Genomic DNA, 26,161 nt, shown 5'->3' on the forward strand with positions numbered 1-26,161 from the left:
TCTTGGCTCTCAACCATCCCCAATATAAAGCGGCTGTGGTGCAGGCCGCCCCGGCGTTCCTCGATCTTCAGGCCGGAATCGAAAAGTCCATCCGCTTGATTGAACAGGCCGCGCAGGCCGGCGCCGACCTGATCGCATTCCCCGAAGTCTGGCTGCCGGGCTATCCGTTCTATGTCTGGCTCGGTACCCCGGCCTGGTATATGAGCAAAGGCTATGTCCAGCGCTACTTCGACAACTCACTGAGCTACGACAGTCCGGAAGCCGACGCCCTGAGGGACGCGGCGAGAAAAAACCGTATCACGGTGGTGATGGGACTCTCGGAGCGCAAGGGCCACTCGTTGTATATCTCCCAATGGATTATCGGCCCCGACGGGGAAACACTCCTGCAACGACAGAAACTCAAGCCCACACACCTCGAACGGACGGTTTTCGGTGACGGGGAGGGCAGTGGCTTGACCGTGGTCGACAGTCCGCTGGGAAAGCTCGGCGCGCTTTGTTGTGCCGAGCACGTGCAACCTTTGACCAAAGCCGCCATGTATGCGCAAGGCGAACAGGTCCACGTTGCCGCCTGGCCGAGCTTTTCCCTCTATGAATTTGCGAGCGCATTGAGCCACCAGGTGAACAACGCGGTTTCGCGAACCTACGCCGTCGAAGGAGGGTGCTTTGTCCTTGCGCCTTCGACAGTCGTCACCGAAGAGATGGTCGAGAGTCTGTGTGACACCGCGGACAAACGTCAGCTGTTGCGGCCAGGCGGTGGCCATAGCGTTGGATACGGGCCTGACGGGGCGGAATTGTTCGAAAAGATCGACGAAACCGCAGAAGGCTTGCTCTACGCCAACATCGATCTCGGCCTGCAATCGCTTTCGAAGTGCGTTTTCGATCCCGCGGGGCATTACTCGCGGCCGGACGTTCTGCGATTGCTGATCGATCGGCGGCCGCGCCCCCCTTTCGCCGAGACTCTCGACAGAACGCCGGTGGAGACGCGCGCCGATGCTCAAACGTCATCAGACAACGGCTGCTTGTCCGAGCTTGCGGGAAGTGGCGTAGATCAGTAACGGGACCATCGAGTTCGCCATGTCATGCCATGGCGAGCCGGGTCAGAGGTTTTCATGTCGCTACCGTGTTTGCTTGATATCGATTGAAACCGGACGGTTTTTTCGAAATAACAGCAATCCGGTCTCGACCATATATTTAGGACGTCGATATGAACTACAAAGAAAATCGAGACTACGAATGGAAGATGGTCATCTTTCTTGCGGTGCTGTTCGGAATCGTCGGTCTCGATCGTCTGGTCATCGTGTACCTGTTTCCGGTGCTGCTGCCGGAGCTCAAACTGAACAACACGCAGGCAGGCGCCATCGCCTCGGTTCTCGCATTGACTTGGGCAGTTTCGACATGGGTGCTCGGGAGTCTGTCCGACCGCCATGGGCGTCGCAAGATTCTGCTCGGTTCTTCAATCTTCTTCTCGGTGATGACATCCTTTACCGGTGTCGCCAAGTCGTTCCACAGCATGCTGCTTGTGCGCGGCCTCCTCGGCGTGGGAGAGGGGGGCGTCTTCAGCGCCAGCGTTGCGACCATCGACGAGATATCGACGCCGCGTCGGCGCGGCTTGAATCTTGGCATTCACCAGTCGTTTTTCCCCCTTCTTGGTATCGGTCTTGGACCGATCATCGCTACCCAGCTCGCGATGCATATGCGCTGGGAGTGGGTGTTCTTCGTTCTCGGTATCCCGGGGCTTTTGCTGACGTTCCTGATCGGCAGGACCATGCGGAAGTCGGAGGCAAATCGCGACAAGCAGGTCCGATCGGCATCGGGCGGCCCCTTGACCGTGCTGCGATACAAGAACATCTGGCTGACCACGGTCATCGGATCGCTTTTCCAGACGGGCCTGTTCGTGTTCTCGACGTTCGTCGCGCTCTATCTGACCAAAGTGGCGGGCCTCAGCCTCGGCACGGTCGGCCTGATCATCTCCGGATGGGGTTTCGGCGGGTTTATCGGGATGATCGCCGTTCCGGCGATCTCTGATCGGCTCGGGCGGCGGATCGTGCTCGTCGTCTCTGCGACTTGCTACGGCATCCTGATGTTGGCTTTCGTTCTTTGTCACGCTTCTCCGATCGTCATGTTCGCGAATCTCTTTGCTGCCGGGATTTGCGGCTTCGGCATCGCACCGCTCTTTCTTGCCGTGATTCCATGCGAATCCGTACCGTCCACGCTGACTGGCTCCGCCGTAGGCGTTCCTACCGCTGTCAGTGAACTCATCGGTGGAGTCCTGATGCCGGTGGTGGCTGGCGGGCTCGCCGACACGTTCGGTCTTGGCTATCCGATGCTGATCGTCGGTGGGGTGTCGTTGGTGAGCGCTTTCGTGGGGATGTTTCTCGATGAAACGGTGCCGGCCGCGACGTCGAAGCATTCCGTCTCGAACATCGACACGGTCTGAACGTTCGGCAAAGAGCAGGCGGATTTCAGACCTTTGCGGGGACTCGCGCGATCAAGGCCGCCGACGTCGGTCGCGGGGCTGTATCGGGCGCGGTGAGGTGACGCTGCCACGGTTGAGCGTGTCGTCGTCATTTCTGACGATACGCTGCAAAAAAGCAGGCGCGCAATCTACGAAGACCGAAATGTAAGCGAGACGTAGATGCCAACCCTCCCGCAGCTTTCAGTCGTCGACGCCAAAGGTGCGATCGATCGACGCGAGATCTCCTGCCTGGAATACGTTCAGGCGCTGATGGATCGACAGGCTGAAACCGAGTCGCTGAACGGGTTCGTGTATGTCGACCCGGAGAAATTGTTGCAATCGGCGCGGGCGCATGATGAATCTCCCGCAGCCCGAACAGGCCGGATGTCACTTGCAGGCATTCCATTGGCAATCAAGGACAACATCGACTGCGTGGGCATGCCGACAGCCGCTGGAACGGCAGCGCTGCGCAACGCCGTACCTCGAGCGAACGCGCCGGTCGTGGCGCGCGTGATCGAAGCGGGTGCGTTGGTCGCGGGCAAAGCCAACATGCACGAACTCGCTTTCGGCTGCACCAACGACAACGGATTTTTCGGCCCGGCCCGCAATCCGTATGACCCGTCCAGAATTCCTGGCGGAAGCAGCGGCGGGTCTGCCGTGCTGGTGGCGAGTGGTGCGGTGCCGGCGGCGCTCGGCACCGACACGGGCGGATCGGTGCGAATACCGGCGGCGCTGTGTGGACTGGTCGGCTTTCGTCCCACGCATGGACGCTATCCGTCAGAGGGAGTCGTACCGATATCGCCCACGCGCGACACGGTCGGTCCGATTGCCCGAACCGTCTCCGACATGTTGTTGCTGGACGAGATCCTGTCCGGAAGTGGTTCAGCGCCTCCCGTTGTCGACGGTGCACGTGACTTTCGCCTGGCAGTCCCGTACTCGACGTTGTGGGAGGGGCTGTCACCCGATGCGCGGCCGGTACTCGAACATGCGCTGCAGAAGCTCGAGGATGCAGGCTTCGAACTGGTTGACGTAGACCTGCGACGTTATCCGTTTTTCCGTGCGCAGAAGAGCGCAACCATCCCGTTTTTCGAGTTTGGCGGTGCCGTGGGCCGCTATCTGGAAACAGGTGGCGTGGCTGTGACGTTCCCGGAGATCGTTGCCCGGATCAAAAGCCCGGATGTAGTCCGCATCGTCAGCGACATCCTGGGGGCCGGTGCGATTTCCGCGGCCGAATATACCGAAGCGCTTCTCGCGCGAGAGCGGTCGCGCACGTCTTACGTGGCGTGTCTTCGCGAAATGGAGGCCGACGCGCTGCTATTTCCCACCGTCCTGATTCCGGCTTGCAACATCGGCTCTGAAACCGTGGCGGTCGGGTCTGAAGCGCTCGATGTCTTTGCCGCGTACACGCGAAATACCGAACCAGGCAGCAATGCCGGGGTACCCGGCATCACCATTCCCGCAGGTCTGACCCAGGATGGGCTCCCGGTTGGACTGGCGCTGGACGGTGCTCCGTATTCGGATCAGCGAATCCTGCAGATCGGCAAGGAAATGGAGCGCGTGCTGTGTGCCGCGACGTTCCCGCGTCTCGACGCACACGTTTGATTCATCCGGCAACGGCTTAACGAGAAAGGCAAGCAAATGAATCGTCGAAATATCCTGAAAAGTATTGCGCTCGGTGCTGCAAGTGCCGCGGTGGGCGTCGGGGGGCTCGTTCCGGCATCGGTACGCGCGGCAAACCAGCCGCTGAAGCTGGCGCTGATGGCGCCGATGAGCGGGCCGGCCGCATTTTTCGGTCAAGCCTGCAAAAACTGTGCGGCGTTGGCAATCGACGAGATCAATGCGCGCGGGGGCGTTTTGGGGCGCCCCCTCGAGTTGCTGGTGGGCGACGCCGGCGCCGCACCTTCCGAGTCGGCGCAGACGGCGCTCCGCCTCTGGAAGCGCGACAAGGCGGAGGTCTTTGTCGGATCGCACGATAGCGCTGTCCGGACGGCGCTGGAAAGTCTGTTCCGAGGCCAGGTGCCTTACTTCTATACCCCGATGTACGAGGGCGGCGATTGCGCGAAGGGCACGTTCTTCGTTGGCGAGACGCCTGCGCAGCAACTGGCGCCGGTCATTCCGTGGCTGACCGCCAAACACCAGGTCAAGCGCTGGTTCCTGATCGGCAACGACTACATCTGGCCGCGCAAGTCGAACGAAGTGGCGAAAAAGGCGATTCAGGGTTCCGGCGCGGCCGTGGTCGGTGAAGAGTACGTTCCATTCGACGTCGACAACTTCGACGCTGTACTCGGCAAAATCCGGGACAGCAAGGCGGATGCGGTCTTCATCACGCTGGTGGGCGGGTCGGCCGTCACGTTCAACCGAAGTTTTGCGAGCTTCGGTCTCAGCGACAAGATGATCCGCTTCGGCACGATGGTCGAAGAAAACACATTGATCGGCATCGGTGCGTCCAACTCCAGGAACCTCTACTCGGCCTCCGGCTTTTTCTCGACGCCGACCGCCACGTCCGGGCAGTTTCTGGAGCGCTATCACAAGCAGTTCGGTGCTTCGGCGGTTTTGAGCAGCATCGGCGAGTCGACGTACGAGGGCATCCTGATGTATGACGCCATGGCCAGGAAGGCGAATTCCGCGTCGATCGGCGATCTGACGAAGACTTCCGATGGCGCAAGTTACACAGGCCCGCGCGGCGCGGTCACGATGAAGTCGCGCAATGTGACGGCCGACATCTTCCTCGCGAAGGCATCAGGCGTCCGATACGACGTCGTCAAGACGTTCTCACAACTGAGCTCGGCCGAAACCTGTGCGAGCGGAGCGGGTGCGGGTTGAAGTCATGCTGCTTTCCCATCTTCTCAATCTCGGATACGCATGCGCGGCCCTCGCGCTCACGACGATAGGTCTGGCAATCGTGTTCGGGCTGCTGGGCGTGTTGAACATGGCACATGGCGAGTTCATCATGCTGGGCGCGTATTCGGTGGTCGTCGTGCAGCGTCTCGGGTTACCCGCCTTGCTTGGCATACCTTTGGCGATCGTCGTATGCGCTGCTGTCGGATGGATCGTCGAGCGCCTGCTGGTTCGCCCTTTGTATGAGCGGCCATTCGACACCTTGCTCGCAACCTGGGGCGTTTCGATCCTACTGCGCGAAGGCGTGGTCGCATTGTTCGGAAAGGGTTACCAGGACGTGACGGGTGCGGATGGCACATCGATGGATGTCCTTGGCACCCAGTATCCGGCATTCCGGCTCGCGATGATGCTCGCGGTGGGCCTGGCATTCGCGGGGCTCGCCGCATGGTACAGCCGCAGCCAGACGGGCGCGCGGATTCGAGGCATGGTCGCGAATCCGCTTCTTGCCAAGGCAGCCGGCATCAATACGACCCGACTGGCCAGCGGCACGTTCATTACGGGTGTGGTGCTGGCCGGGTTGGCGGGGGTGCTTCTCGCACCGATCGTGCGGGTCGAGCCATACATGGGCCTCGACTATCTGCTCAATTCGTTTTTCGTGCTCGTTGTCGGTGGCCTGGGCAGCCTGCTCGGTCTCGCGGTAGGCACGTTCGTCATCGGAGGGACGCAGGTCGCGGTGTCGAGTTTCATCGATCAGACGTCGGGCTATACCGCTGTCCTGATCCTGTCCATCTATTTCTTGTGGAGTCGCCCAAATGGCCTCGTCTCGCGCCGTTGAAACGGCCCTCCAGGTTGTCACGGCGGCGATTCTTCTCAGCTTGCCGCGGTGGGCCGGTGATTACAGCGCAAACCAGATCGGGCTTCTGTTGCTGTATGGAATGGCCACGCAAAGCGTTGCTTTGTGCTGGGGGAATGCGGGCTTCTTGCCGCTGGGCCAAAGCCTGTTTTTCGGGCTGGGTGCGTATGTCAGCGCCTTTGTATTGCGCTGCGCCGCCGCGGCCGGTGGCGAATGGCAGATCATTATGCTTCCGCTTGCAATTGCAGTACCGGCGGCCCTGGCCTATGCAATCGGATTGATCGTCTTTGCGCGCCGGATCGACAGTGGGCCGTTCTTTTCGTTGATTACCCTTGCGCTTTGCATGTTGGGGTTTCTGGTCGCCAATCAATGGAGCAGCGTAACCGGCGGCTTCAATGGGTTGACCGATATCCCCGATCTGCCGATGACCGACAGGTATGGAAGCCTGTATTACGTGATCGCCGCGGCTGCGGTTGTCGTCACGGCGCTGATCACCTGGTTGAACCGCAGACCGATCGGGACGCTCTGGGCCGCCACTTCAGAGAATGAAGATCGCCTCCAGTTCTTTGGATTCGCGACACACAAACTGAAGGCTGCCGCTTTTGGCCTATCGGGCGCGATCGCAGGTTTGGGGGGCGCGCTGTATGCGCCTCATGAGGGCCTCGTCGGTCCTCAGGCGGTCGGCGTGGCGTTGTCAGCGCAGTTTGTCATCTGGGCGGCCGTCGGGGGAAAGCGCAGTCCGTTGGGCGCGCAACTCGGTGCCGTCGTGATCGGACTGCTCGCAGCGACCTGGCGTGATCTGTTTACCTATTGGGAAGTGCTGGTTGCGCTGATTTTCATCGGTGTGGTGCGGCTGTTTCCCGATGGCCTGGCCGGCATGGCCGCTGCGCTTGCCCGAATTGCGGGTCTGCGAGTCGCGAACACGATTCCGGAGAAACGGGCCAATGCGCCCGACATCGCTACGATTGACATACGACCGCTTCAATCCACGCTGCTCAGTTTCAGGAAGGTGGAAGTCAGCCAGGGTAGCGTCAACATTCTCAACGGGCTCGATCTCGAGGTGGGAGCCGGGGTCATCAATTGTTTCATTGGCCCCAATGGCGCCGGGAAGACGTCGACGTTCAATGCAATGACGGGCCGCTTGCCAGTCCGTTCAGGCGAAATCCACTTTCGCGGGGCCGAGATTTCGTCCTCTCAGGCCTGGCAGGTCGCCCGACTGGGAGTCGGCCGCAAGTTTCAGATTCCCACGGTTTTCGCCCAGTTGTCCGTCGACAAGAATCTTCAGATCGCCCTGTGGGCGAATCGGATCCGTCCTCGAGAGATGCTGACTGCGGCGCCCCTGCATTGGAATTCGGTTCAACGCGTCCGCACGCTTGGAAAATTCGGGTTTCTTGAATCGAATATGGCTGTTCGTGCGGGAGATCTTTCTCAAGGGATGCGCCAGATGCTGGAGTTCGCGATGGTGGCCATCACCGAGCCGCGTCTTTTGCTCCTCGACGAGCCGTGCGCGGGCCTCTCGGCGCACGAAACCCGTCACATGATGGACGCGATCACGTCGACCGTCGGCGAACTGGAGGCGTCAGCCATCGTGATCGAGCATGACATGAGCGCGCTCGAAAAGATCGCCGGCAACGTGGTGGTGCTTCATCAGGGAAGAAGCCTCGCGGTCGGGTCTCTGTCGCAGATCAAGATGTCGGCAGAGGTCAAGGCTGTCTACTCAGGAGGAAGAAAATGAGCGAACGCCAGCGAGAAGCCATGTTGAGCTTTTCGTCGATCGTCGCCGGCTATGGTGACACGATGGTGCTCAAAGGGATCAGCGGCGAGGTGGCTGCGGGTAACGTCCTGGGTGTATTCGGCCGCAATGGTGTGGGCAAGTCGACGCTGATGCGCGCTTTGACGGGCGTCATCCGGCCCATGTCCGGTGCCGTAACCGTCAACGGGGGTGAAGTCGGCAAAGTGCCGTCGCATCAGCGACGACGTTTGGGGATGAGCTACGCGCCGCAGGAACGGGTTGTCTTTGACAATTTGAGCGTCGCAGACAACCTGACACTCGGATTCAAGACAAGAAGCCTGGACGCATACGACGACTTGTTCCGGATCTTCCCGCGTCTGCAAGAGCGGTTGTTGCAGCCGGCTGGAAAGCTGAGCGGTGGTGAAAAGAAGTTGCTTTCCTTCGCCAGAATCATCGCGGAGCGTTCGCCTCTCACGCTGATCGACGAGCCGTCGGAAGGGGTTCAGCAGGAGAACCTGGAGCGCATGGCGTCTGTTATCCGGTCTCGGACCGCAGAAGGAGCGGCGTTCGTGGTTGTCGAACAGAATCTGACGTTTCTAACTTCGATCGCCGACAATTTCATCGGTTTGGATCATGGAGAGATCGTGCTGTCGGGCGACTCGATCGATATGTCTCGCGACCAGCTCGAAGCCGTATTGGCGGTTTAGTCTTCCGTATCAAACGATTCGTCGCGTCGCGTGCACCTGATCGTCGATCGTGCCGTTCAACACTCATGACGGCGCGGTCGTTCTAGCCGCGGCGACGGAAGCAGCAAGCTCCGCGCGGTTGGAGAATCCCTTCTTGTCCATGATCCGCCGCAAATGGGTGCGCACGGTCGACAAGCTGATGCAGAGCAGGCGGCCGATATCCTGATCGGTACAACCCTTCGCGACAAGTTGCGCGATCTCGCTCTCACGGTCGGTGAGACCCGTTGCACTACCTGCCCGACGTTTGATGGCGCGGCAAAGGAACGGCTCGAGCGCATCGAGCACGAGTTTGTCGCGCATCTCGAATTCAGGTCGATCCTGTGTCCGCCAGATTCTCAGATCGCTGAGCTGGCGCTCGCCGTCGAAAACAAACATGTTGATCCCGTGATGCAAACCATCCTGTGCGAGAAACTCGTTATAGAACTCACTTTTCTCTAGTGCAGGTCGGTCCATGACCTCCTCCACCAAGGTGGCTTTGCGCATCTTGCAGAGCTGCGCCGTCATCGGGTCATTGTGCTGGTACCAGCTCGTGTAGCGGCGCACATGATCGGAGTCGACATTGACCGCGATCGGGTCGACGTATGTTCCTTTTTCTGCATCCCAGTTGTACGAGACGCAGAAATCGGATCGCAGCAGCCGGGTCAAGTCTGGCAAAACGACGCGTCTTACATCCACCATCGGTCCGAGCTCTTCGAGCCGTCCGATGATGTCCCCGAAAAGTCGGAGTTCGTCGAGCGTGAGGTCGTGAACTGGTGGCTTCAAGGGTGCCTCATCGGTAGGAAGAATCAAGAGACAGCATGCGCGGCAGCCTTGAAAGACAGGCTCGCATTACACGTCAAGCATAGCAGGGAAAAAATGCTGATCGGCAACGAAACTTCGCTTCCTCTACCTGTTCGTTGCATTCATGTCTCAGCTGGATCCACGGCATACCTACAGATCAAAAAGGGACGCTCGCCGGGGCCTTCGAATTTCGTGAGCGAGGGGGGAGGCCAGGGAATTCGTGTCGACATTTCTAACGATGGGGCTCAAAAAAAGCTGCTCATAGAGTAGACGCACAGTGGGAAGCGGACGTGCTGAGACTGTTCGTTGTAGTGAGGCAAGCTGCAGGATTACCCGGAGACGCCTGCCCATTGACCAAACGATTCCGATGCATTTCCAGCGGGACGTTTTCCTCAGTCATTCTCGTCAACGAAAACTACGCTATAAAATTAGGAAAGCGATATGAATATGGTCATCAAGCGAAGCATGGTTGTCTGCGCCGCGGTTGGGTGCGGCGCGGCACATGCGCAGTCCTCAGTGACGCTGTACGGGCTGGTGGATGCGGGCATTACGTACACGAACAATGCGACGTCGAGCACCGGACATGGCGCGCTCGTGCAGTTTGCGTCCGGGTCTTCGCAGGGAGATCGGTGGGGGCTGACGGGTAAAGAGGACCTGGGGGGCGGGCTCAAGGCGATCTTCACGCTCGAAAGTGGCTTTCAACTTTCCAACGGGGCCTTGGCGCAGAGCGGGCTGTTGTTCAATCGTGCAGCCTTCGTGGGCCTTGACGGGCGCTTCGGGACGCTGACGCTCGGGCGGCAATACGACTTCATCGGCGATATTTTCCCGGCGTACTCGATCGCAGGAAACACGGCAGCGGGCATCCTGGGGTGGGGAATCCCGGCGTATGCGGCTGGCGGGTATACGCTTGATAACCGACTGTGGGGCGATAACGTCAATAACTCGGTGAAGTATCTCTCGCCAAAGATTTCGGGTTTCAGTGCCGGCGCCATGTATGGTTTCGGCAATGTCGCCGGCTCGTTGGGCACCAATAGCTCGATGAATTTTCTGCTGAACTACAGTCAAGGTGGGCTCGCCGCATCGCTGTCGTATTTCAAGCAGCATAACGCGACAAACTCCGCGAATTTGACGGAATACGCAGGCGGTGCAACTTACAGTCTCGGGAAAGCCCAGATATTCGGCGTAGTGACCGATGTCCAGTTGAGCAGCGGCACCAAAGCTCGGGCGCTGACCTATGACGGTGGCATGACTTACTTTGTCAGGCCAGATCTTTCGCTTGGAGCAGGGTTCCAGTTTCAAGAGCGCAATAACGGGGTCGGCAGCGCGAATCAGGTCACCATCGGGGCGGATTACTTCATTTCCAAACGCACGGACGTTTATTTCGTTGGGGCGCTCGCGCATGATCATGCACACGGCGCTCAAATCGAAGCAGCGCTCGGGTCGCCGTCCAGCACGAGTTTTCAGACTGCGGCGAGAATTGGCATTCGGCACAAGTTCTAACTGTTGCGGGGCAAGACCGATGGCGAACTGGAGCTTCACCAATCTGTTGGGGAAGGGGCACAGTCCAGAGTGTTGTCGGATGCAGAGAAGCTCGAGCCACTGCTTAGGCAGTGTCTAGTGTGTTGCATCGACCGGTTGAATCCACCATCCCTTGCGGCCAGTCGCTGTGTGCATGATGTCCTCGCTGTCATGAAGAAGGGCGGCCCGCGGGGGCGTCAACCCGGGTCGATGCGTCTGAACACGATCGCGAAGCCGGCCAGGTAGACGCTCGCGATCACGGCGAAACCGGCCGCGGTCGAGCGCTCCGGGCTGGCGATCGCGTGCAGCACGACCGACGCGATCGCAACGCCGACCAGCGAGCCGATCTGCCGGCTCGCGTTCAGCGATGCGGCGGCCAGATTCGCGTCCGCGGGGCCGGCCGACTGCATGACGACGAGATTCATCGCGGGGATGGCCTGGCCCGCGCCGAAGTTCGCGATGCCGACCGCGATCGCGAGCGTCGTGTAGGGCAGTGCCTCGATGCCGATCAGCGCGGCGCTGCCGAGCGTGGCGAGCGCGAGGCCCGCGAGCAGCGTGCCGCGCGGGCCGAGCCGCGCGCTCACGCGGGCGGAAGCGAGATTGCCGATGCCGAACATCGCCATCAGCGGAAACAGCTCGAAGCCGGCGCGCAGCGCGCTCGCGCCGCGCGTCTGCTGCAGGTAAAGGCTCAGCAGGAAGATTTCCGCGAGGATGCCGAAATTGATCGCGAGCCCGAGCAGTCCGCCCGCGACGAAGCGCCGGTTGCGCAGCAGCGCGGGCGGCAGGATCCGGTCGCGGGCGCGACGTTCGCGCCACACGAATGCCGCGCCGGCGGCAAACGTCGCGGCCGCGCCGGCGACGATGGCGGGCGAGCGCCAACCGGTGCCCGGCCCCTCGATCAGCGTATAGCTGAGCGCCGCGAGCGCGAGCGCGCCGAGCAGATGGCCGATCGTGTTCAGCGGGCCGGGATGGCGCGGCGAATGCTCGACATGGCGGCACGTGAGCCACAGTCCGGCGAGCCCGACAGGCAGGTTGACCCAGAAGATCCCGCGCCAGCCGATCGCGTCGACGAGCACGCCGCCGATGCACGGCCCGATCGCCATCGCCGCCGATACGAGCGCCCCCCAGATGCCGATCATCCGCGTGCGCACCGGCCCGGCCGGAAACGCCAGCGTGAGCAGGCTGAGCGAGCTTGGCATGAAGAGCGCGGCACCCACGCCCTGCAGCAGCCGCGCGGCGACGAGCATGCCGCTCGTCTGCGCGGCCGCGCAAAGCACCGACGCGGCGACGAACAGCGCGAGCCCGGCGACATAGATCGCACGCGGCCCGTAACGGTTCGCGAGCGCGCCGCCGAACAGCAGCAGCGCGGCGAAGCTGAGCGTATAGGCGTCGACGACCCAGACGAGCGCTGTCAGCGACATGTCGAGGCTCCCCTGCATCGCCTTCAGCGCGACGTTCACGATGGTCACGTCGAGCATCGCCATCACGAAGCCGCAGGCAAGCGCGACCAGCACGTGTGCCGGCCGCGCGGCAGGCGCGCCGGTCGCGCCGGCTGCGGGCGCGGCGTTCGTGCTCATGCCGCGCGCCCGCCGAGATAGAGGCGCCGCATCTCGTCGCTGTCGAGCAGCTCGGCCGAGGTGCCCGTCAGCGCGACGCGACCCATCGTCAGCACCACGCCGCGATCGGCGATGTGCAGCGCCTCGATCGCGTTCTGTTCGACCATCAGCACCGCGACGTGCTCGGTATCGCGCATCCGTACGATCGCGTCGAACACCTCGTCGACCATTTTCGGCGACAGGCCGGCCGACGGCTCGTCGAGCAACAGCAGCACCGGGCGCGGCATCAGCGCGCGCGCGAGCGACACGATCTGCCGCTCGCCGCCGGACAGCGCGCCCGCGGGCGACCGATAGCGGCGCCGCAGGACGGGGTATTGCTCGCACAGCTCCTCGATCCGCGTTTCGCGAGGGAACGCGGACATCGCGTGGCCGCCGAGCATCAGGTTCTCGCGCACCGTCAGCGCGCCGAACACGTTGTCGGTCTGCGGGACGAAGCCGATGTCGTGTTCGCGGATCTTGCGGTGTACCGGCACGCGCGCGATGTCGCGGCCATGCATCGTGACCGTGCCGGCGCGGGGCGGCACGAAGCCGGCGATCGCCTTGAGGAGCGTCGATTTCCCGCAGCCGTTCGGGCCGAGGATCGTGACGATGTCGACCGGCCCGACGGACAGCGATACGCCGTGCAGGATGTCGATGTCGGCCGTGTAGCCGGCGACCAGGTCGCGAACTTCGATCATGACGCCCCCATCAGATGGCGCGCATGGGCCCGGCCCAGGTAGGCATCGAGCACGCGGCGGTTGCTTTCGAGTTCGGCGGGACGACAGTCGGCGATCGCGGCGCCGCGATCGAGCACGATGCAGCGGTCGCACAGCTCGCGGATGAAGTGCATGTCGTGCTCGATCACGACCAGCGTGACGCCCAGTCCGCGGATGCGGCGCAGCTCGGCGACCAGTTCGCCGCGCAGGTTGGGGTGAACGCCCGCGGTCGGTTCGTCGAGCAGCAGCAGCTTCGGCTCGGTCATCATCGCGCACGCGATGCCAAGCAGTTTCTTCTGGCCGCCGGAGATCGCCGCGGCGCCCAGTTGGGCGACGTGCGCGAGCTTCAGTTCCTCGAGCAGCGCGGTGGCGCGTGCGCGCGTCGCGGCTTCCAGCGTGCGTGTCGCGCGGCTGCGCAGCAGTGCCGCGACGGGGCCGTGGCGGGCCGACGACGCGGCCATCGCCAGTTCGAGCACCGACATGCGCGCGGGCATCGACGGCAACTGGAACGTCCGGCGGATGCCGAGCCGTGCGATCCGGTACGGCGCAAGCGTGTCGATGCGACGCCCGGCGAAGCGGATCGCGCCGGCCGCGACGGGCGCGAAGCCCGTGATCGCATTGAGTGCAGTGCTCTTGCCCGAGCCGTTCGGCCCGAGCAGTCCGACGATCTCGCCGTCGCCGACGGCGAGCGAGAGGTCGGACAGCACCGCGTTGTCGCCATAGCGGATCGTGACGCCTTCAAGGTCGAGCAGGGCGCTCATGGGCGAACCTCCAGCCGTTCCGGCACGAGGCCGCGCGGGCGCCACAGCACGCATGCGAGCAGCATCAGGCCGACGAGGCCGAGGCGCACCGCACCCGCGAGGTCGCTGCCGACGCCGAGCCAGTCCTTCAGGAACGGCGCGAACGCGTAAACCGCCTGAACGATGAGCGCGCCGGCCAGCACGCCGGCGTGGCTGCCGAGCCCGCCGACCATGACGATGGTCCACAGCGCGAAGGTTTCCGACGCCACCATCGCATCCGGGCCGACGTAGCTGATGTACCAGGTGAGAAGCGCGCCCGCGAACGCCGCGGGCAGCGCGCCCGCGACGCTCGCCCAGGTCTTCAGCGCGACCGGGTCGTAGCCGAAGCAGACGGCGAGCGCGGGCTCCTCGCGCATCACCTTCAGCGCGCGACCGAAGCGGCCGGTGGTCAGCAGCCGGCATGCGACGCAGGCGACGGCGAGGCCGCCGGCCGCGACGGCGAGGAACGCGAGATCGGCCCACGGCGCGCGCAGCTCGGGAAAGAGCGGCGCGATGCCGCCGATACCCTGCGCACCGCCCGTCAGCCAGCCCTCGTTCAGCGCGAACGTGCGCAGGATCTCGGCGATCGCGAGCGTCGCGATGCCCCAATAGTCGGCCGACAGATGTCGGCCGAGCCGCGCGATCGAGACGGCCAGCACGCTCGCCGCGCCCGCCGCGAGCGCCACGGCGGCCGGCAGCGGCCAGCCGAGCTGCGAAGCGATGCCGGCGGCGTAAGCACCGAGCCCCGCGAACGCAACGAAGCCGAAATTGACGAGCCCTGCGTAGCCTGCCTGCAGGTTCAGGCCGAGCGCCATCGTCGCGTACAGGCACGTGACGGTCAGCAGATGGACGATGAAACTAGACACGACGCACCTCCCCGTCGAAGATTCCATACGGCCGGAACACGAGCACGACGAGCAGGATGGCGAACGACACCGCGCCGACGTATTCGACCGGAAAGAAAGCGACCGGCCGGCCGACCAGCCCGCCGAAGTCGACATCGAGCGCGGTCGTCTCGGCAAGCGCGATCAGGAATGCGCCGGCCGCCGCGCCGAGCGGATTGCCGAGACCGCCAAGGATCGCGGCGGAAAACACCGGGATCAGCAGCCCGTAGCCGAGGTTGACGTGCACGCTTTCAGTCGCGCCGAGCATCGTGCCGCCGAGCGCCGCGAGCACGCCGCTCGCGAACGTGATCACGTTGGTCACGCGCCGCGCATCGATGCCCGTCGCGAGCGCGAGCGCGCGATTCGACGCGAGCGCACGCATCGCACGGCCGAGGCGGGTGCGGTACAGCAGCAGCGCGAAAACGGCGAGCGCGACGCAACCGCACGCGACCGAACCCGCCTGCGCGGACGACATCGCGACGCCTCCGACCATCAGTGGCGGGCGCACCGCCTGCGCGTACTGCAGCGGCCGCGAGCCGGCGGTGCCGAGCATCAGCGCGACGGCGAGCAGCGAAACGGCGAGCGAGCCGATCATCGCGACCGCGCTGCCGGAGCGCAGCAGGCGCGTGAACACGAACAGGTTCAGCAGCGTCGCGGCAAGGCCGACCAGCGCGCACGACACGGCGGTCGCAAGCGGGAACGGCATGCCGATGCGCTCGAACCCGAGGGTCGCGAACGCGCCGACCATCGCGTACTGGACGTGTGCGATGTTCGGGAAGCGAATCAGCGAGTACAGCGTCGACAGGCCGACGGATACCAGCAACAAGTCGGACGTGCGCATCAGGACATCGATCAGGAACTGCAGCATCGCGTTCTCCCGGTGGCTACTGGGCGACGACGGATTGCCGGTACACGACCTTCTCGTACGGCTGCACGAGCCGCTGGCCGTCGGCATCGAAGGCGATCGTGCCCGTCACACCGTCATAGGGCTGGCTGGCCGCGAGTTCCGCACGCACCTTCGCTGGATCGGCCGAGTGCGCGCGGTTGATTGCCGCCGCGGACAGCATCGTGGCGTCGTACGCGTAGCTGCCGAACGCCGAGCGCGGCGCCTCGTGATACGCGGCGCGATAGGCCGCCGCGTACGCGGCGGCGCTCCCGCCGAGCGCCGCGACCTCCAGGCCGATCTGCCCCTGGGCGATCTGGGCGGGCGTGTCGCTCGTGCACATCGTCAGGTAGATGCCGTACCACGGCCGCTGGTTGAGGCGCATTTCGAACGCCTGCCGGTTCAGCGTCGCGGCTTCCTGCCCGTACGCGCTGTACACGTAGCCGTCGGGCTGCGCGCGCGACGCCTGTTCCAGTTCGCGCCGGTAGGTCGACTGGCCTTCCGTGTAGAGAACCGTCGAGACGATCGTGCCGCCGAGTGCCTCGAAACGCTTCCTGAACTCGGTTGCGATGCCCTGGCCGTAACCGTTGTTCGGCGCGATCAGTGCGATGCGCCGCAGCTTGCGGTCGTACACGTCCTGCGCGGCGAAGCGCGCGGACTGGTCGTCGAGCCCGATCGTGCTGAACGAGCCCGCGCCGATCTTGCGGACCTGCTGGCTCGACGAACCGATGTTGACGTGCACGTCGCCCTGGCGCACGAGGAATTGTCCGATCGGGATCGTCACCGACGACGAAAATTCGCCGAGCACGAGCGGCACGCGCTCGACGGTCGCCAGCTTGCGTGCGGCGTCGAGCGCCGTGTTAGCCGTGCCGCCCGAATCCTCGATCCGTACCTGCAGCTTCTGCCCGAGCACGCCGCCTTGCGCGTTGATCTTCGCGACCGCGAGCTCGATCCCGCGCCGCTGGTCCTCGCCGATCGACGCGCTCGCGCCTGTCAGCGGCAACACGGCGCCGACGCTCACGTCGGCGTACGCAGGAAATGTTGTCCACGCGCCGAGCGCGACGCAGATCCCGAGACTCCAGCAACCCAGCTTCATTTTTGCGCTCCTGAACATGTGTTGAATTGCGTTTGAAATACAGAAGTGTCGACAGAATCACAGAACAAAAATCGTTGGCAAACATTTTTTGGACGAATGTTGCGAGGTCCGTAAAGTGCCTTGGAATGAACAAGAAAATGCCTTGTTTTAGCGCACTAGACGCACAACAAGAGCGACTGTAAACACCAGCGACGGGCAGATGCGCCAGATTGGGTCAATGTCGAATCTTTTCGAAAAAAGTGTATACAGTGATGAATATGGATGCTTAGAATTCAACCGACTCGACACGGAAACGGAGGCAGTGCGATGGACATCAAGCGCTATGGCGCGGGGGAACGGATGAGCCAGCTCGTGGTGGCGGGCGGCTTCGCGTTCATTGCCGGACAGGTGGCCGATGACACCGCGCTCGACGTCGCCGGCCAGACACGCCAGATCCTCGACAAGATCGACCGGCTGCTCGACGGCGCGGGGCTCGACAAGCGCCGGATCGTGTCCGCGAGTATCTGGCTGGCCGATCACCGGAGCTTTGCCGACATGAACCGGGTCTGGGATGCATGGGTGGCGCAGGGCGATGCGCCGGCGCGCGCATGCGTGGAATCGGCGCTCGCGTTTCCCGAGTACACGGTCGAAATCGCGGCGATCGCTGCGCTCTAGCGGAGACGAGTCATGAGGACGGTCGTGCTCGGAGGCGGCATCGTCGGTGTGACGACCGCGTACTTTCTCGCGAAGGCCGGCGACGAGGTCGTGGTGGTCGACCGGCGCGACGGCGTCGCGCTCGAGACGAGCTTCGCGAACGCGGGACTGATCGCGCCGGGGCATTCCTATACGTGGGCATCCCCGCGGGCGCCGAAGATCCTGCTCAAGTCGCTGTTTTCGGACGGGCAGGCGTTGCGTCTCAAATGGTCGCCGGACTGGCGGATGTGGGCGTGGTGTCGCCTGTTCCTGCGGAACTGCACGGCGGAGCGCTCGCGCAGGAACACGTCGATCAAGGTGCGGCTGTGCCGCTATGCGCAGCAGCAGCTCCAGTCGGCGACCCGCGACGAGGCCCTCGCGTACGACCGGATCAGCAGCGGTTTGCTGTACCTGTACCGGGATCCCGCATCGTTCGAGCGCGGCGTCGCGAACATGCGGATTCTGTCCGACAACGGCCTGCCGCTCGAGACGCTCGATTTGCGCGCGGTGATCGAGCGCGAGCCCGCGCTCGCCGGCGCGGCGGACGCGATTGCCGGTGCGATCTACTGTCCGTCCGACGAGAGCGGCGATGCGCACCTGTTCACCCGGGCGCTCGCCGAACGCTGCCGCGCGCTCGGCGTCGAGTTCCGTTTCGGCGCAACGATCGACGGCGTGCGCGCGCATGCGGACGCGGTGGACTACGTGCAGACGTCGCAGGGCCGCGTGAGCGGCGACCGCTATGTGCTCGCGCTCGGCTCGTACTCGCCGTTCGTCGCGCGCGCGCTCGGCTACCGATTGCCGATCTATCCGGTGAAAGGCTATTCGGTCACGCTGCCGATCGATGCACGCCACGAGCCGCCGACGCTCGGCGGCGTCGAGGAAAACCAGCTCGTCGCGTGGGCGCGGTTCGGCGATCGGCTGCGCCTGACCGCGACGGCCGAATTCAGCGGCTACGACACGACCCACACGCCCGCGGACTTCGCGCACATGCTGGCGACCGCGCGGGCGCTGTTTCCGAACGGCGCCGACTACACGAAGCCGTCGTACTGGGCGGGGTTGCGGCCGATGACGCCGGAAGGCACGCCGATCATCGGTGCGACCCGCCATCGCAATCTCTTTCTCAACACCGGGCACGGCCACATGGGCTGGACGATGTCGTGCGGTACCGCGAAGATCGTCGCCGACCTGATCCACGGCCGGCAGCCCGACATCGACATTACCGGGATGACACTCCAGTGAGCGAACTTCTTTCGACCCCAGTGCAGCATGGCGCCGGTTCGTACGCGCGCTTCGGCTTCTCGCTCGATGCGGGCATCGCGCGCCGCGCGGCGATCGGGCTCGTCGTGCTCGCGACCGACCATACGATCGAATACGAATGGCGGCGCGTGCTCTCGCTCGACGGCGTCGCGTTCTACGAGAGCCGGATCGCGAACTCCGCCGACATCACCGCGGAGACGCTCGCGCGGATGGACGGCGGGATCGCGGCGGCCGTCGAGTTGATCCGCCCCGGCGAACGTCTCGACGTGGTCGCGTTCGGCTGCACGTCCGCGTCGACGGTGCTCGGCGAGGAGCGCGTGTTCGAGCGGATTCGCGAAGCGCGGCCGGGCGTGGCGTGCACGACGCCGATCACCGCGGCACGGGTCGCGCTGGGCGCGCTGGGTGCGCGCGGCGTTGCGCTTCTCACGCCGTACGAGCGCCCGATCAACGAAGCCATGGCCGCCTACCTGCGCGCGCGCGGCGTCGACGTCGTCAGGGCGGGTTCGTTCGAGCATCGCGACGACAACGAGGTGGCGCGGATCGACCGCGCTTCCATCGAGCGCGCGGTGCTGGCGCTGGCCGCCGATCCGGCGGTGGATGCGGTGTTCGTGTCGTGCACGAGCCTTAGGCTAGTCGACGCGCTCGCGGAGATCGAGGCGCGCGCCGGCAAGCCGGTCCTGTCGAGCAATCACGCGCTCGCGTGGCATGCGCTGCGGCTCGCGGGCGTCGACGATCCGGTGCCAGGCTTCGGACGCCTGTTGATGCAATGACGGTGGCAGAAGCACCCGAAGCGTCCGCAGGCCGGTCCATGGTCGATAATGACGGTCGCCGACAGACGAAGGAGGAGGCGAGATGGCAGCGAATTCCGTGCTTGGCGGCCGCGAGGCTATGGCGCCCAGGCGCGCGGGCCTTACGGTCAACGAGATTTACGAGCAGTTGAAGCAGATGGCCGTGCTGTACAAGATCCGGCCGGGCGAGCGGGTCAACGAGCTTGAACTGGCGGAACGGTTCGACGTCAGCCGCACGCCGATCCGGGAAGCACTGAACCGTCTCGTCGCGGAGAACCTGCTGGTCTTCGTGCCGAATCGCGGATTCTTCATCCGCCAACTGGAAGGGAAAGACGTGTTCGATCTCTTTGAGCTGAGGCGTTCGATCGAGTCGACCGCGGTGATGCTCGCGTGCGAACGGGCGTCCGACAACGACATCAAGACACTGCGCCGCTTCTGGCGGCAGGTGATGAAGAGCGCATCGCGGATGCCGTCGTCGGAGCTCGTCCTGAAGGACGAACTGTTTCACCTGGAGCTTGCCGCGCTGTCGGGCAATGCGGAGATCGGGCGCGTACTGCAGGGAATCAACGCGCGGATTCACTACGTGCGATGGGTCGACGTCGATCAACGGCGCGACGAGGCCTTCACCGAGCACCTGGAGATCCTGGACGCGCTCGCCGCGCGCGACACCGAACGGTGCGTTGCGTTGACCGACACGCACATCCGCTGGCGGATGGAGGAAATCACGCGGGTCGTGGAAGCGAGCGTCGTCAAACTGTACGCGAAATAACGGGCGGTCCGCGACGCACACGCGCATCGCGGGGCCGCACCGACGAGACGCAAGGCAAAGGAGGACGGGGCGCGGATCTTCAACCGCAACCTCCGGCGCAGCCCTACCGGTCACTCGCGATAAGACGGTTCCTCGACGTCGAGAATCCGCTTCATCTCGTCGAAATGAGCGATCGAGAAATCGCGGAAACGTTCCCAGTCCCGAGCCGTTTTCTCGGCCACTTCGTCGGACAGCACGTTGATCGGCTTGCCCGTCGCATATGCGTTGACGAGGATCTGGCAGGCGCGTTCGAGCGTGTACATGTCGTCGAAGGCTTCGCCGACCGTCGGCGCCGTCACCAGCACGCCGTGGTTGCCCATCATCAGGCGCGATTTGTCTTTCAGCAGCGCCACGAGGCGCGCGCCCTCGTCTTCGGTGTCGGCCATGCCGGAGAACGCCGTATCGAGCGCGACGCGATTGAAATAACGTGCGGTATTTTGTTCGATCGGCAGGATTGTCGGATCGCTCAGCGTAGAGATCGCGGTGGCGAACACCGGGTGCAGGTGCATCGCCACGCGCACGTGCGGCAAGCGCTTGTGCAACTGACCGTGGATCGCCCACGCGGTCGGATCGATTCTGCCGTTCTGAAGACTCGACGGATCGTCGGCATCGAGCAGGACCAGATCGCTCGCACGGATGCGCGAGAAGTGCATCCATTTGGGGTTCATCAGGAAGCGGCAGCCGTCGTCGGAAACGGCGAGGCTGAAGTGGTTCGCGACCGCTTCATGCATGCCCAAGCGGGCGAAAGAGCGGAAGGCGGCCGCGAGATCGATGCGAAGCTGGAGTTCGTTCATGGGAAAGATCGGTAGAGAAGGGCGCCGAACGTGCAGGTGCAAGTGAAGGATTTTGCGTTGATCGCCACACCAAAGAGGCTGTGGCAGAGATGCCGGCCTCGCCAAAACCGGCGTGCGTGGGTTGCGGGGTTCGTTCACCGACTCCCGGTGACGACGCTGTCCGTGGCCGCACTCGTGTCGGTAGCGTTCCAGAACGCGTTGCGGTCGCGGTAGTTCTGCAAGAACTGCTGCAGGCGCGGATTCTCGGAGCGGCGGAACACCTCGCCCGGCGCGCCGCTCACGGCGATCCGGCCATGATCGAGAAACACCACGCGGTCGGCCATCTGAGCAGCGAAGCCCATCTCGTGCGTGACGACGACCATCGTCATGCCGTCACGGGCGAGCTGCTTCATCACCTGCAGCACTTCACCGACGAGTTCCGGATCCAGTGCGGAAGTCGGCTCGTCGAACAGCATGATGTTTGGCTCCATCGCCAGCGCGCGAGCGATGGCGACACGCTGCTGCTGGCCGCCCGACAGTTTCAGCGGATAGGCATCCGCCTTGTGGGACATCCCGACCATCTCGAGCATGCGGCCACCGATCTCGTTCGCCGCGGCGGCCGGCATCCGGCGCACGCGCCGCAGTGCTTCGGTGACATTGCCGAGGACGGTCATGTGCGGCCACAGGTTGAACTGCTGGAACACCATGCCGATGTTGCGGCGCACGCGGTTGATCTCGCCGGACGAGGCGCGCACGCGCGCGCCGTTGCGCTCGACATATCCGAGCGTCTCGCCCTCGATCAGGATGGTCCCGTGATCGTAGGTTTCGAGCGCCGCCATGCAGCGCAGCAGCGTGCTCTTGCCCGAGCCCGAGGGGCCGATCAGGCAGACCACTTCGGAACGCTCGATCGAGATGTCGATGCCGCGCAGCACATCGACGTCACCGAAACGTTTGTGCAGGCCGTCGACCTCGATGAGCGGTGACGCGGATGCGCAGGCACGCGTCACGGCAAGCTCGCTTTCGTGAATGTGGCTGACTGCGTTCATAAATACCTCGATCAGGTAGGGTCATCGAGCCGTGCGGGCCCGATGCGGCGCAATAGACGGGATGCCAAGGCGATGGATCGACTTTACGCGGTCGATATTGATAGAAAAAAACTCTTTTTGGATGCAGGTCGAAAGTTTTCCCTATGCAAACCGGCGCCGTACCCGACCTGCCGCGAGCCGGGCCAAGCGGGCCGCCGGTCTTTATGAGGAAAGATGATCCGCCAGGCGCCGCAGCATCGCATCGCAGTCACGCAATTGCTCGACGGTGACGAACTCGTCCGGCTTGTGGCCCTGATCCATGCTGCCGGGCCCACAGACCACGGTGGGGATGCCGGCCGCTCCGAACAGCCCCCCTTCGGTGCCGAACGCAACGGTGCCGAACGCGCTGGATCCGCTGAGGATCGCCAACAGGCGGGCTGCGTCGCCGTCGTCGGGCGTCGCAAGGCCGGGATAGGCCGACAGCGGTTGCATCCGGATGTCGCAGTCCGCGCTGACCGCGCGCATCTTCGGTGTCAGGTGTTCCTGCGCGTAGGCCTGCAATTCGTCGATCACCTGCTCGGCGTCGAAGCCCGGCAGCGTGCGCACTTCGAAATCGAACTCGCACGCCTCGGGGACGATGTTGAGCGCCTTGCCACCGCGAATCACGCCGGTCTGCACCGTCGAAGACGGCGGATCGAAACGCTCGTCGTGATGTTCCGGTTGAGCGAGGCGGTCGCCGATCTCCTCCAGCCGGTTGATCAGACGGGCCGCGTACTGGATCGCATTGACGCCGTAGGGTGCATACGCCGAATGGCACGCGGCACCCTTGACGTGGCACCGCATCGCCAGCTTGCCCTTGTGGCCCAGCACCGGCTTCAGTTCGGTGGGCTCGCCGATCACGCACAGAACAGGCCGGTGCGGACGCGTTGCGAGTTCGGTCAGCATCGGGCGCACGCCGAGACAGCCGATCTCCTCGTCATACGAAAAGCCCAGATGGATCGGTAGCGTCAACCGGCGCTCGACGAACATCGGCACTGCCGCCAGCACCGAAGCGAGAAAGCCTTTCATGTCCGCGGTGCCGCGGCCGTACAGCCGGCCGTCACGCTCGCTCATCTCGAACGGCTCGACGGTCCACGCCTGGCCGTCCGCGGGCACGACATCCGTATGGCCCGACAGGAGGATGCCGCCGCGATCGCGCGGCCCGATGGTCGCGAACAGGTTGGCCTTGCTGCGCTCGTTGTTGTAGAACAGCTCGCTGTCGATGCCGTAGCCGGCCAGATAGTCGCGGATGAACTCGACCATCGCGAGGTTCGAATCGCGGCTGACCGTTTCGAATGCGATCAGCTTGGCGAGCAGCGCGCGGCTGGTCGGGCGGGTCGACTCACTCATCGCCTGGTACTCCGTAGCTCGGTGCCGCGGTCGGATCGAGCGCGCGAGTGACGTAATCCTGCATCTGCGGACGATAGGCGTGCCATAGCGCGGCGAGCGCGGCGATCGGCGCGTCATCGGTCCAGTCGACCCGCAGGTCGACAAGCGGCCACACCTGCGTATCGGCGATCTTGAGCGCGGCCGAATGGACCGGGCCGGCTTCGCCGCCGGCGTCGATCGCCGCCTGCATCGCGGCGAGCAGACGGTCGGCGAGCAGGCCGGGGGTGTTCTCGAACGCAGGCACCATGGCGTCGATCACGTCGCGGCTCGCCAGCATGTTGCCGGCGGCGACGCATTGCTCGCCCGCCACCGCATGGTGCAGACCGAGCGCATGTGCGCCGGTCTGGAACGCGGCCCGCCCCTGCGCATCGACTACGGCGAGTTGCCGATAGTCGCGCCAGCGGTCGGTGGCAAGCGCGGCCTCGAGCGCCTGCGCGGGGTCCGGCGCGCCGCCGCCGAGCAGATCGAGAACCTGCGGGCCGAGCGACGGCAGCGTGACGTTCTGCGTCGCCACGGCGCCGATGCCGGCGCGAACCCATGGACAGCGCGCGCCGACCGCAATGCTCGATGAACTGATCGCGATGCCGAGTTGTCCGGTTTCGGCACACCGTCCGACGATCGAGAACGTCATGTCACACTCCGGTCGCGGGCGCCGGCTGCCAGCCATCGGGAATCACGGCGATCACGTCGATCTCCATCAGCCACTGCGGCTGGCCGAGCGCCGACACGACGAGTCCCGTCGAGATCGGATAGACACCCTTCAGCCACTTGCCGACTTCCTGATACACCGGCTCGCGATAGCGCGGGTCGATCAGGTAGGTCGTCGTCTTCACGATGTGCGTGATGTCGCTGCCGGCTTCCTCCAGCAACTGCTTCACGTTCTTCATCGCCTGCTCGGCCTGCGCGCGCGGATCGCCGAGGCCGATCAGGTTGCCGTCGAAATCGGTGCCGACCTGACCGCGCACGTACACGGTATTGCCGGCGCGCACGGCCTGGCACAGGTCGTTGTCGAGCGTCTGGTTCGGATAGGTATCCTTTGTATTGAACATGCGGATACGGGTGTGGGTAGGCTGGCTCATCGTGAATTCCGGGAAGGGGGTTCAATAAACTACGCGGTTCGGCTCGGTGCGACGATCAGTGCGCGGCGGCCCGGGTCACCATGGGTAGCGTGACTTCCGGCTCAGCCGGAGCGACGTCGCGCTGCGCGGGTTTCGTCACACGTTGCGCCGCGGATTCGTGATAGCTCTGATAGCTGCGCTGCGTCGCGATATGCCCGGCCACATGCTTCGCGTCGTGCCAGACGCCCCAGATGAACGCGGAGCCGCGACGCGACAGCCACGGCAGACCGACGAAATAGACGCCGGGCTCCTTCGACACGCCGCGTTGATGTTTCGGTTTGCCGTTCTCGTCGAAGGCATCGACCTGCAGCCACGCATAATCGTTCGCGTAACCGGTTGCCCAGATGATCGACGTAACGCCCGCCGCAGCGAGGTCGAGGCCGGCGAGCGGGTGGGTCACGCATGCCGGATCGGCCGGGATCCGACGCGCGTCGGGCTCTTCCGGCAGATCGAGACCGTTGCTCGCGACATAGGCGTCGGCCGCGTCCAGCAGCGACAGATAGTTTTCGTCGCCGGCCGTGATGTTCGCGGCGAGATCCTCTTCGAACGTGACGACACCGTGATCGAAGGACTTCGTCAGGCCGACGAGCGTCACGCCCTGGTGCGCGAGGCGACGGAAATCGACCGTGTGGCCGCCATCCGCGCCGCTGACGGCGATCGTCACGTGCGCGCGTCCGGGGCTCATCACTTCCATGTCCCACAGACCCAGCACGCCGAGCCACCAGCAGAAATCGCGGCCGCGATAGGCGCGCGGCGGACGGTCGTGCGGACCGACCGACAGATAGACCTGGCGGCCCGAACGTTGCAACTCGTCGGCGATCTGTACACCCGACGAGCCGGCGCCGACGACCAGCACGTTGCCGGCGGGCAGTTGTGCGGGATTGCGATAGTCGGCCGAATGAATCTGCGTCAGGGCCGGGTCGACCGGTGCGATGGCCGGAATGATCGGCCGCTGGAACGGGCCGGTCGCAACCACGACCCGGTTTGCGTGGAGGGTCCCGTCGGAAGTCTCGACGACGAAACCCTGGCGGCCGGCATTACGCACCACGCGCTTGACCTCGACGCCGGTGCGGATCGGCGCGTCGATCATCTTCGCGTATTCGACGAAGTAGTCGACCATCTGGTCCTTCGTCGCAAAGCCGTCCGGATCGACGCCGCCGATCGTCAGGTTCGGAAAGCGGTCATGCCAGGCCGGACCGTTTGCAACCAGCGAATCCCAGCGGCCGGTGCGCCAGCGTTCCGCGATGCGATCGCGTTCAAGCACGAGATGCGGCACGCCGAGTGCACCAAGGTGTTCGCTCATCGCGACACCGGCTTGCCCGGCGCCGACCACCAGCGTATCGATTGATGTGACTTCCACGGTCATGATGATTCTTCCTGATGCGTATCGATTTGGTTGTTCATGGGCTGGAATCCG

Annotated in this window: 25 protein-coding genes; 12 read left to right on the forward strand and 13 right to left on the reverse strand. The window is 64.0% G+C overall.

Annotated elements, in window-relative coordinates:
• Positions 1–2 precede the first annotated feature (2 nt).
• From DIE02_RS22565 to DIE02_RS22595, 7 genes are all read left to right on the forward strand, one after another.
• Positions 3–1,055 carry a carbon-nitrogen hydrolase family protein gene (locus DIE02_RS22565; RefSeq protein WP_124484766.1) on the forward strand — a complete coding sequence of 351 codons (1,053 nt, stop codon included), beginning with the start codon at positions 3–5 and terminating at the stop codon, positions 1,053–1,055.
• Positions 1,056–1,204: 149 nt separating this feature from the next.
• Positions 1,205–2,437 (forward strand): MFS transporter, encoded by a 1,233-nt coding sequence (locus tag DIE02_RS22570; RefSeq protein ID WP_221622556.1) that lies wholly within the window; start codon positions 1,205–1,207, stop codon positions 2,435–2,437.
• A gap of 198 nt (positions 2,438–2,635) precedes the next feature.
• On the forward strand, positions 2,636–4,057 hold the full coding sequence (gene iaaH, locus DIE02_RS22575; RefSeq protein ID WP_124484767.1) for an indoleacetamide hydrolase: 1,422 nt from the start codon (positions 2,636–2,638) through the stop codon (positions 4,055–4,057).
• A 36-nt stretch (positions 4,058–4,093) separates the two neighbouring features.
• Entirely contained in the window at positions 4,094–5,278 is a 1,185-nt protein-coding gene (locus tag DIE02_RS22580; protein WP_124484768.1) for a substrate-binding domain-containing protein, read from the forward strand.
• 4 nt (positions 5,279–5,282) lie between these two features.
• Positions 5,283–6,128 carry a branched-chain amino acid ABC transporter permease gene (locus DIE02_RS22585; RefSeq protein WP_124484769.1) on the forward strand — a complete coding sequence of 282 codons (846 nt, stop codon included), beginning with the start codon at positions 5,283–5,285 and terminating at the stop codon, positions 6,126–6,128.
• Entirely contained in the window at positions 6,106–7,881 is a 1,776-nt protein-coding gene (locus tag DIE02_RS22590) for an ABC transporter permease subunit (protein ID WP_124484770.1), read from the forward strand. The genes DIE02_RS22585 and DIE02_RS22590 overlap by 23 nt, the downstream gene beginning before the upstream one ends.
• Entirely contained in the window at positions 7,878–8,585 is a 708-nt protein-coding gene (locus DIE02_RS22595; protein ID WP_260426177.1) for an ABC transporter ATP-binding protein, read from the forward strand. Before DIE02_RS22590 ends, DIE02_RS22595 begins: the two co-directional genes overlap by 4 nt.
• Positions 8,586–8,648: 63 nt before the next feature.
• Here DIE02_RS22595 and DIE02_RS22600 read toward each other — a convergent pair whose 3' ends face one another.
• The gene (locus tag DIE02_RS22600; RefSeq protein WP_260426176.1) at positions 8,649–9,386 is read right to left on the reverse strand and encodes a helix-turn-helix transcriptional regulator; all 738 of its coding nucleotides are present in this window, start codon (positions 9,384–9,386) and stop codon (positions 8,649–8,651) included.
• 459 nt (positions 9,387–9,845) lie between these two features.
• Between DIE02_RS22600 and DIE02_RS22605 the strand changes: the two genes are divergently transcribed.
• Positions 9,846–10,904 (forward strand): porin, encoded by a 1,059-nt coding sequence (locus DIE02_RS22605; protein WP_260426175.1) that lies wholly within the window; start codon positions 9,846–9,848, stop codon positions 10,902–10,904.
• Positions 10,905–11,119: 215 nt separating this feature from the next.
• On the opposite strand, the gene DIE02_RS22610 is transcribed toward DIE02_RS22605, so the two are convergent.
• From DIE02_RS22610 to DIE02_RS22635, 6 genes are read right to left on the reverse strand one after another with little or no spacing between them, the layout of a single operon-like run.
• Positions 11,120–12,499 carry an MFS transporter gene (locus tag DIE02_RS22610; RefSeq protein ID WP_124484771.1) on the reverse strand — a complete coding sequence of 460 codons (1,380 nt, stop codon included), beginning with the start codon at positions 12,497–12,499 and terminating at the stop codon, positions 11,120–11,122.
• Positions 12,496–13,215 (reverse strand): ABC transporter ATP-binding protein, encoded by a 720-nt coding sequence (locus DIE02_RS22615; protein WP_124484772.1) that lies wholly within the window; start codon positions 13,213–13,215, stop codon positions 12,496–12,498. Before DIE02_RS22615 ends, DIE02_RS22610 begins: the two co-directional genes overlap by 4 nt.
• Positions 13,212–13,994: an ABC transporter ATP-binding protein gene (locus DIE02_RS22620; RefSeq protein ID WP_124484773.1), complete on the reverse strand. Its 783-nt coding sequence runs from the start codon at positions 13,992–13,994 to the stop codon at positions 13,212–13,214. The genes DIE02_RS22615 and DIE02_RS22620 overlap by 4 nt, the downstream gene beginning before the upstream one ends.
• Positions 13,991–14,878: a branched-chain amino acid ABC transporter permease gene (locus tag DIE02_RS22625; RefSeq protein WP_124484774.1), complete on the reverse strand. Its 888-nt coding sequence runs from the start codon at positions 14,876–14,878 to the stop codon at positions 13,991–13,993. The genes DIE02_RS22620 and DIE02_RS22625 overlap by 4 nt, the downstream gene beginning before the upstream one ends.
• Positions 14,871–15,764 carry a branched-chain amino acid ABC transporter permease gene (locus DIE02_RS22630; protein WP_124484775.1) on the reverse strand — a complete coding sequence of 298 codons (894 nt, stop codon included), beginning with the start codon at positions 15,762–15,764 and terminating at the stop codon, positions 14,871–14,873. The genes DIE02_RS22625 and DIE02_RS22630 overlap by 8 nt, the downstream gene beginning before the upstream one ends.
• A 16-nt stretch (positions 15,765–15,780) precedes the next feature.
• Positions 15,781–16,875 (reverse strand): ABC transporter substrate-binding protein, encoded by a 1,095-nt coding sequence (locus DIE02_RS22635; RefSeq protein WP_124484776.1) that lies wholly within the window; start codon positions 16,873–16,875, stop codon positions 15,781–15,783.
• A 306-nt stretch (positions 16,876–17,181) separates the two neighbouring features.
• Between DIE02_RS22635 and DIE02_RS22640 the strand changes: the two genes are divergently transcribed.
• From DIE02_RS22640 to DIE02_RS22655, 4 genes are all read left to right on the forward strand, one after another.
• Entirely contained in the window at positions 17,182–17,529 is a 348-nt protein-coding gene (locus tag DIE02_RS22640; RefSeq protein WP_124484777.1) for a RidA family protein, read from the forward strand.
• Positions 17,530–17,541: 12 nt separating this feature from the next.
• Positions 17,542–18,786 carry a D-amino acid dehydrogenase gene (locus DIE02_RS22645; protein ID WP_124484778.1) on the forward strand — a complete coding sequence of 415 codons (1,245 nt, stop codon included), beginning with the start codon at positions 17,542–17,544 and terminating at the stop codon, positions 18,784–18,786.
• Positions 18,783–19,574 (forward strand): aspartate/glutamate racemase family protein, encoded by a 792-nt coding sequence (locus DIE02_RS22650; RefSeq protein WP_124484779.1) that lies wholly within the window; start codon positions 18,783–18,785, stop codon positions 19,572–19,574. Before DIE02_RS22645 ends, DIE02_RS22650 begins: the two co-directional genes overlap by 4 nt.
• A gap of 82 nt (positions 19,575–19,656) precedes the next feature.
• Positions 19,657–20,361, forward strand: coding sequence for a GntR family transcriptional regulator (locus DIE02_RS22655; protein ID WP_124484780.1), 705 nt, complete (start codon positions 19,657–19,659; stop codon positions 20,359–20,361).
• 110 nt (positions 20,362–20,471) lie between these two features.
• Here DIE02_RS22655 and DIE02_RS22660 read toward each other — a convergent pair whose 3' ends face one another.
• From DIE02_RS22660 to DIE02_RS22685, 6 genes are all read right to left on the reverse strand, one after another.
• Entirely contained in the window at positions 20,472–21,332 is an 861-nt protein-coding gene (locus tag DIE02_RS22660) for a class II aldolase and adducin N-terminal domain-containing protein (RefSeq protein WP_260426174.1), read from the reverse strand.
• The gene (locus DIE02_RS22665; protein WP_124484781.1) at positions 21,329–22,219 is read right to left on the reverse strand and encodes an amino acid ABC transporter ATP-binding protein; all 891 of its coding nucleotides are present in this window, start codon (positions 22,217–22,219) and stop codon (positions 21,329–21,331) included. The genes DIE02_RS22660 and DIE02_RS22665 overlap by 4 nt, the downstream gene beginning before the upstream one ends.
• A 201-nt stretch (positions 22,220–22,420) precedes the next feature.
• A complete protein-coding gene (argE, locus tag DIE02_RS22670; protein WP_124485062.1) occupies positions 22,421–23,587 on the reverse strand; it encodes an acetylornithine deacetylase in 1,167 nt (388 codons plus the stop codon).
• Positions 23,580–24,257, reverse strand: a complete 678-nt coding sequence (locus DIE02_RS22675) for a DUF1028 domain-containing protein (protein WP_124484782.1) — start codon at positions 24,255–24,257, stop codon at positions 23,580–23,582. Before DIE02_RS22675 ends, argE begins: the two co-directional genes overlap by 8 nt.
• Position 24,258: 1 nt before the next feature.
• The gene (locus DIE02_RS22680; RefSeq protein WP_124484783.1) at positions 24,259–24,705 is read right to left on the reverse strand and encodes a RidA family protein; all 447 of its coding nucleotides are present in this window, start codon (positions 24,703–24,705) and stop codon (positions 24,259–24,261) included.
• A gap of 55 nt (positions 24,706–24,760) precedes the next feature.
• The gene (locus DIE02_RS22685) at positions 24,761–26,110 is read right to left on the reverse strand and encodes an NAD(P)/FAD-dependent oxidoreductase (protein WP_124484784.1); all 1,350 of its coding nucleotides are present in this window, start codon (positions 26,108–26,110) and stop codon (positions 24,761–24,763) included.
• Positions 26,111–26,161: the final 51 nt, after the last annotated feature.

This window comes from Burkholderia sp. Bp8991 (assembly GCF_003853795.1).
Lineage (GTDB): Bacteria > Pseudomonadota > Gammaproteobacteria > Burkholderiales > Burkholderiaceae > Burkholderia.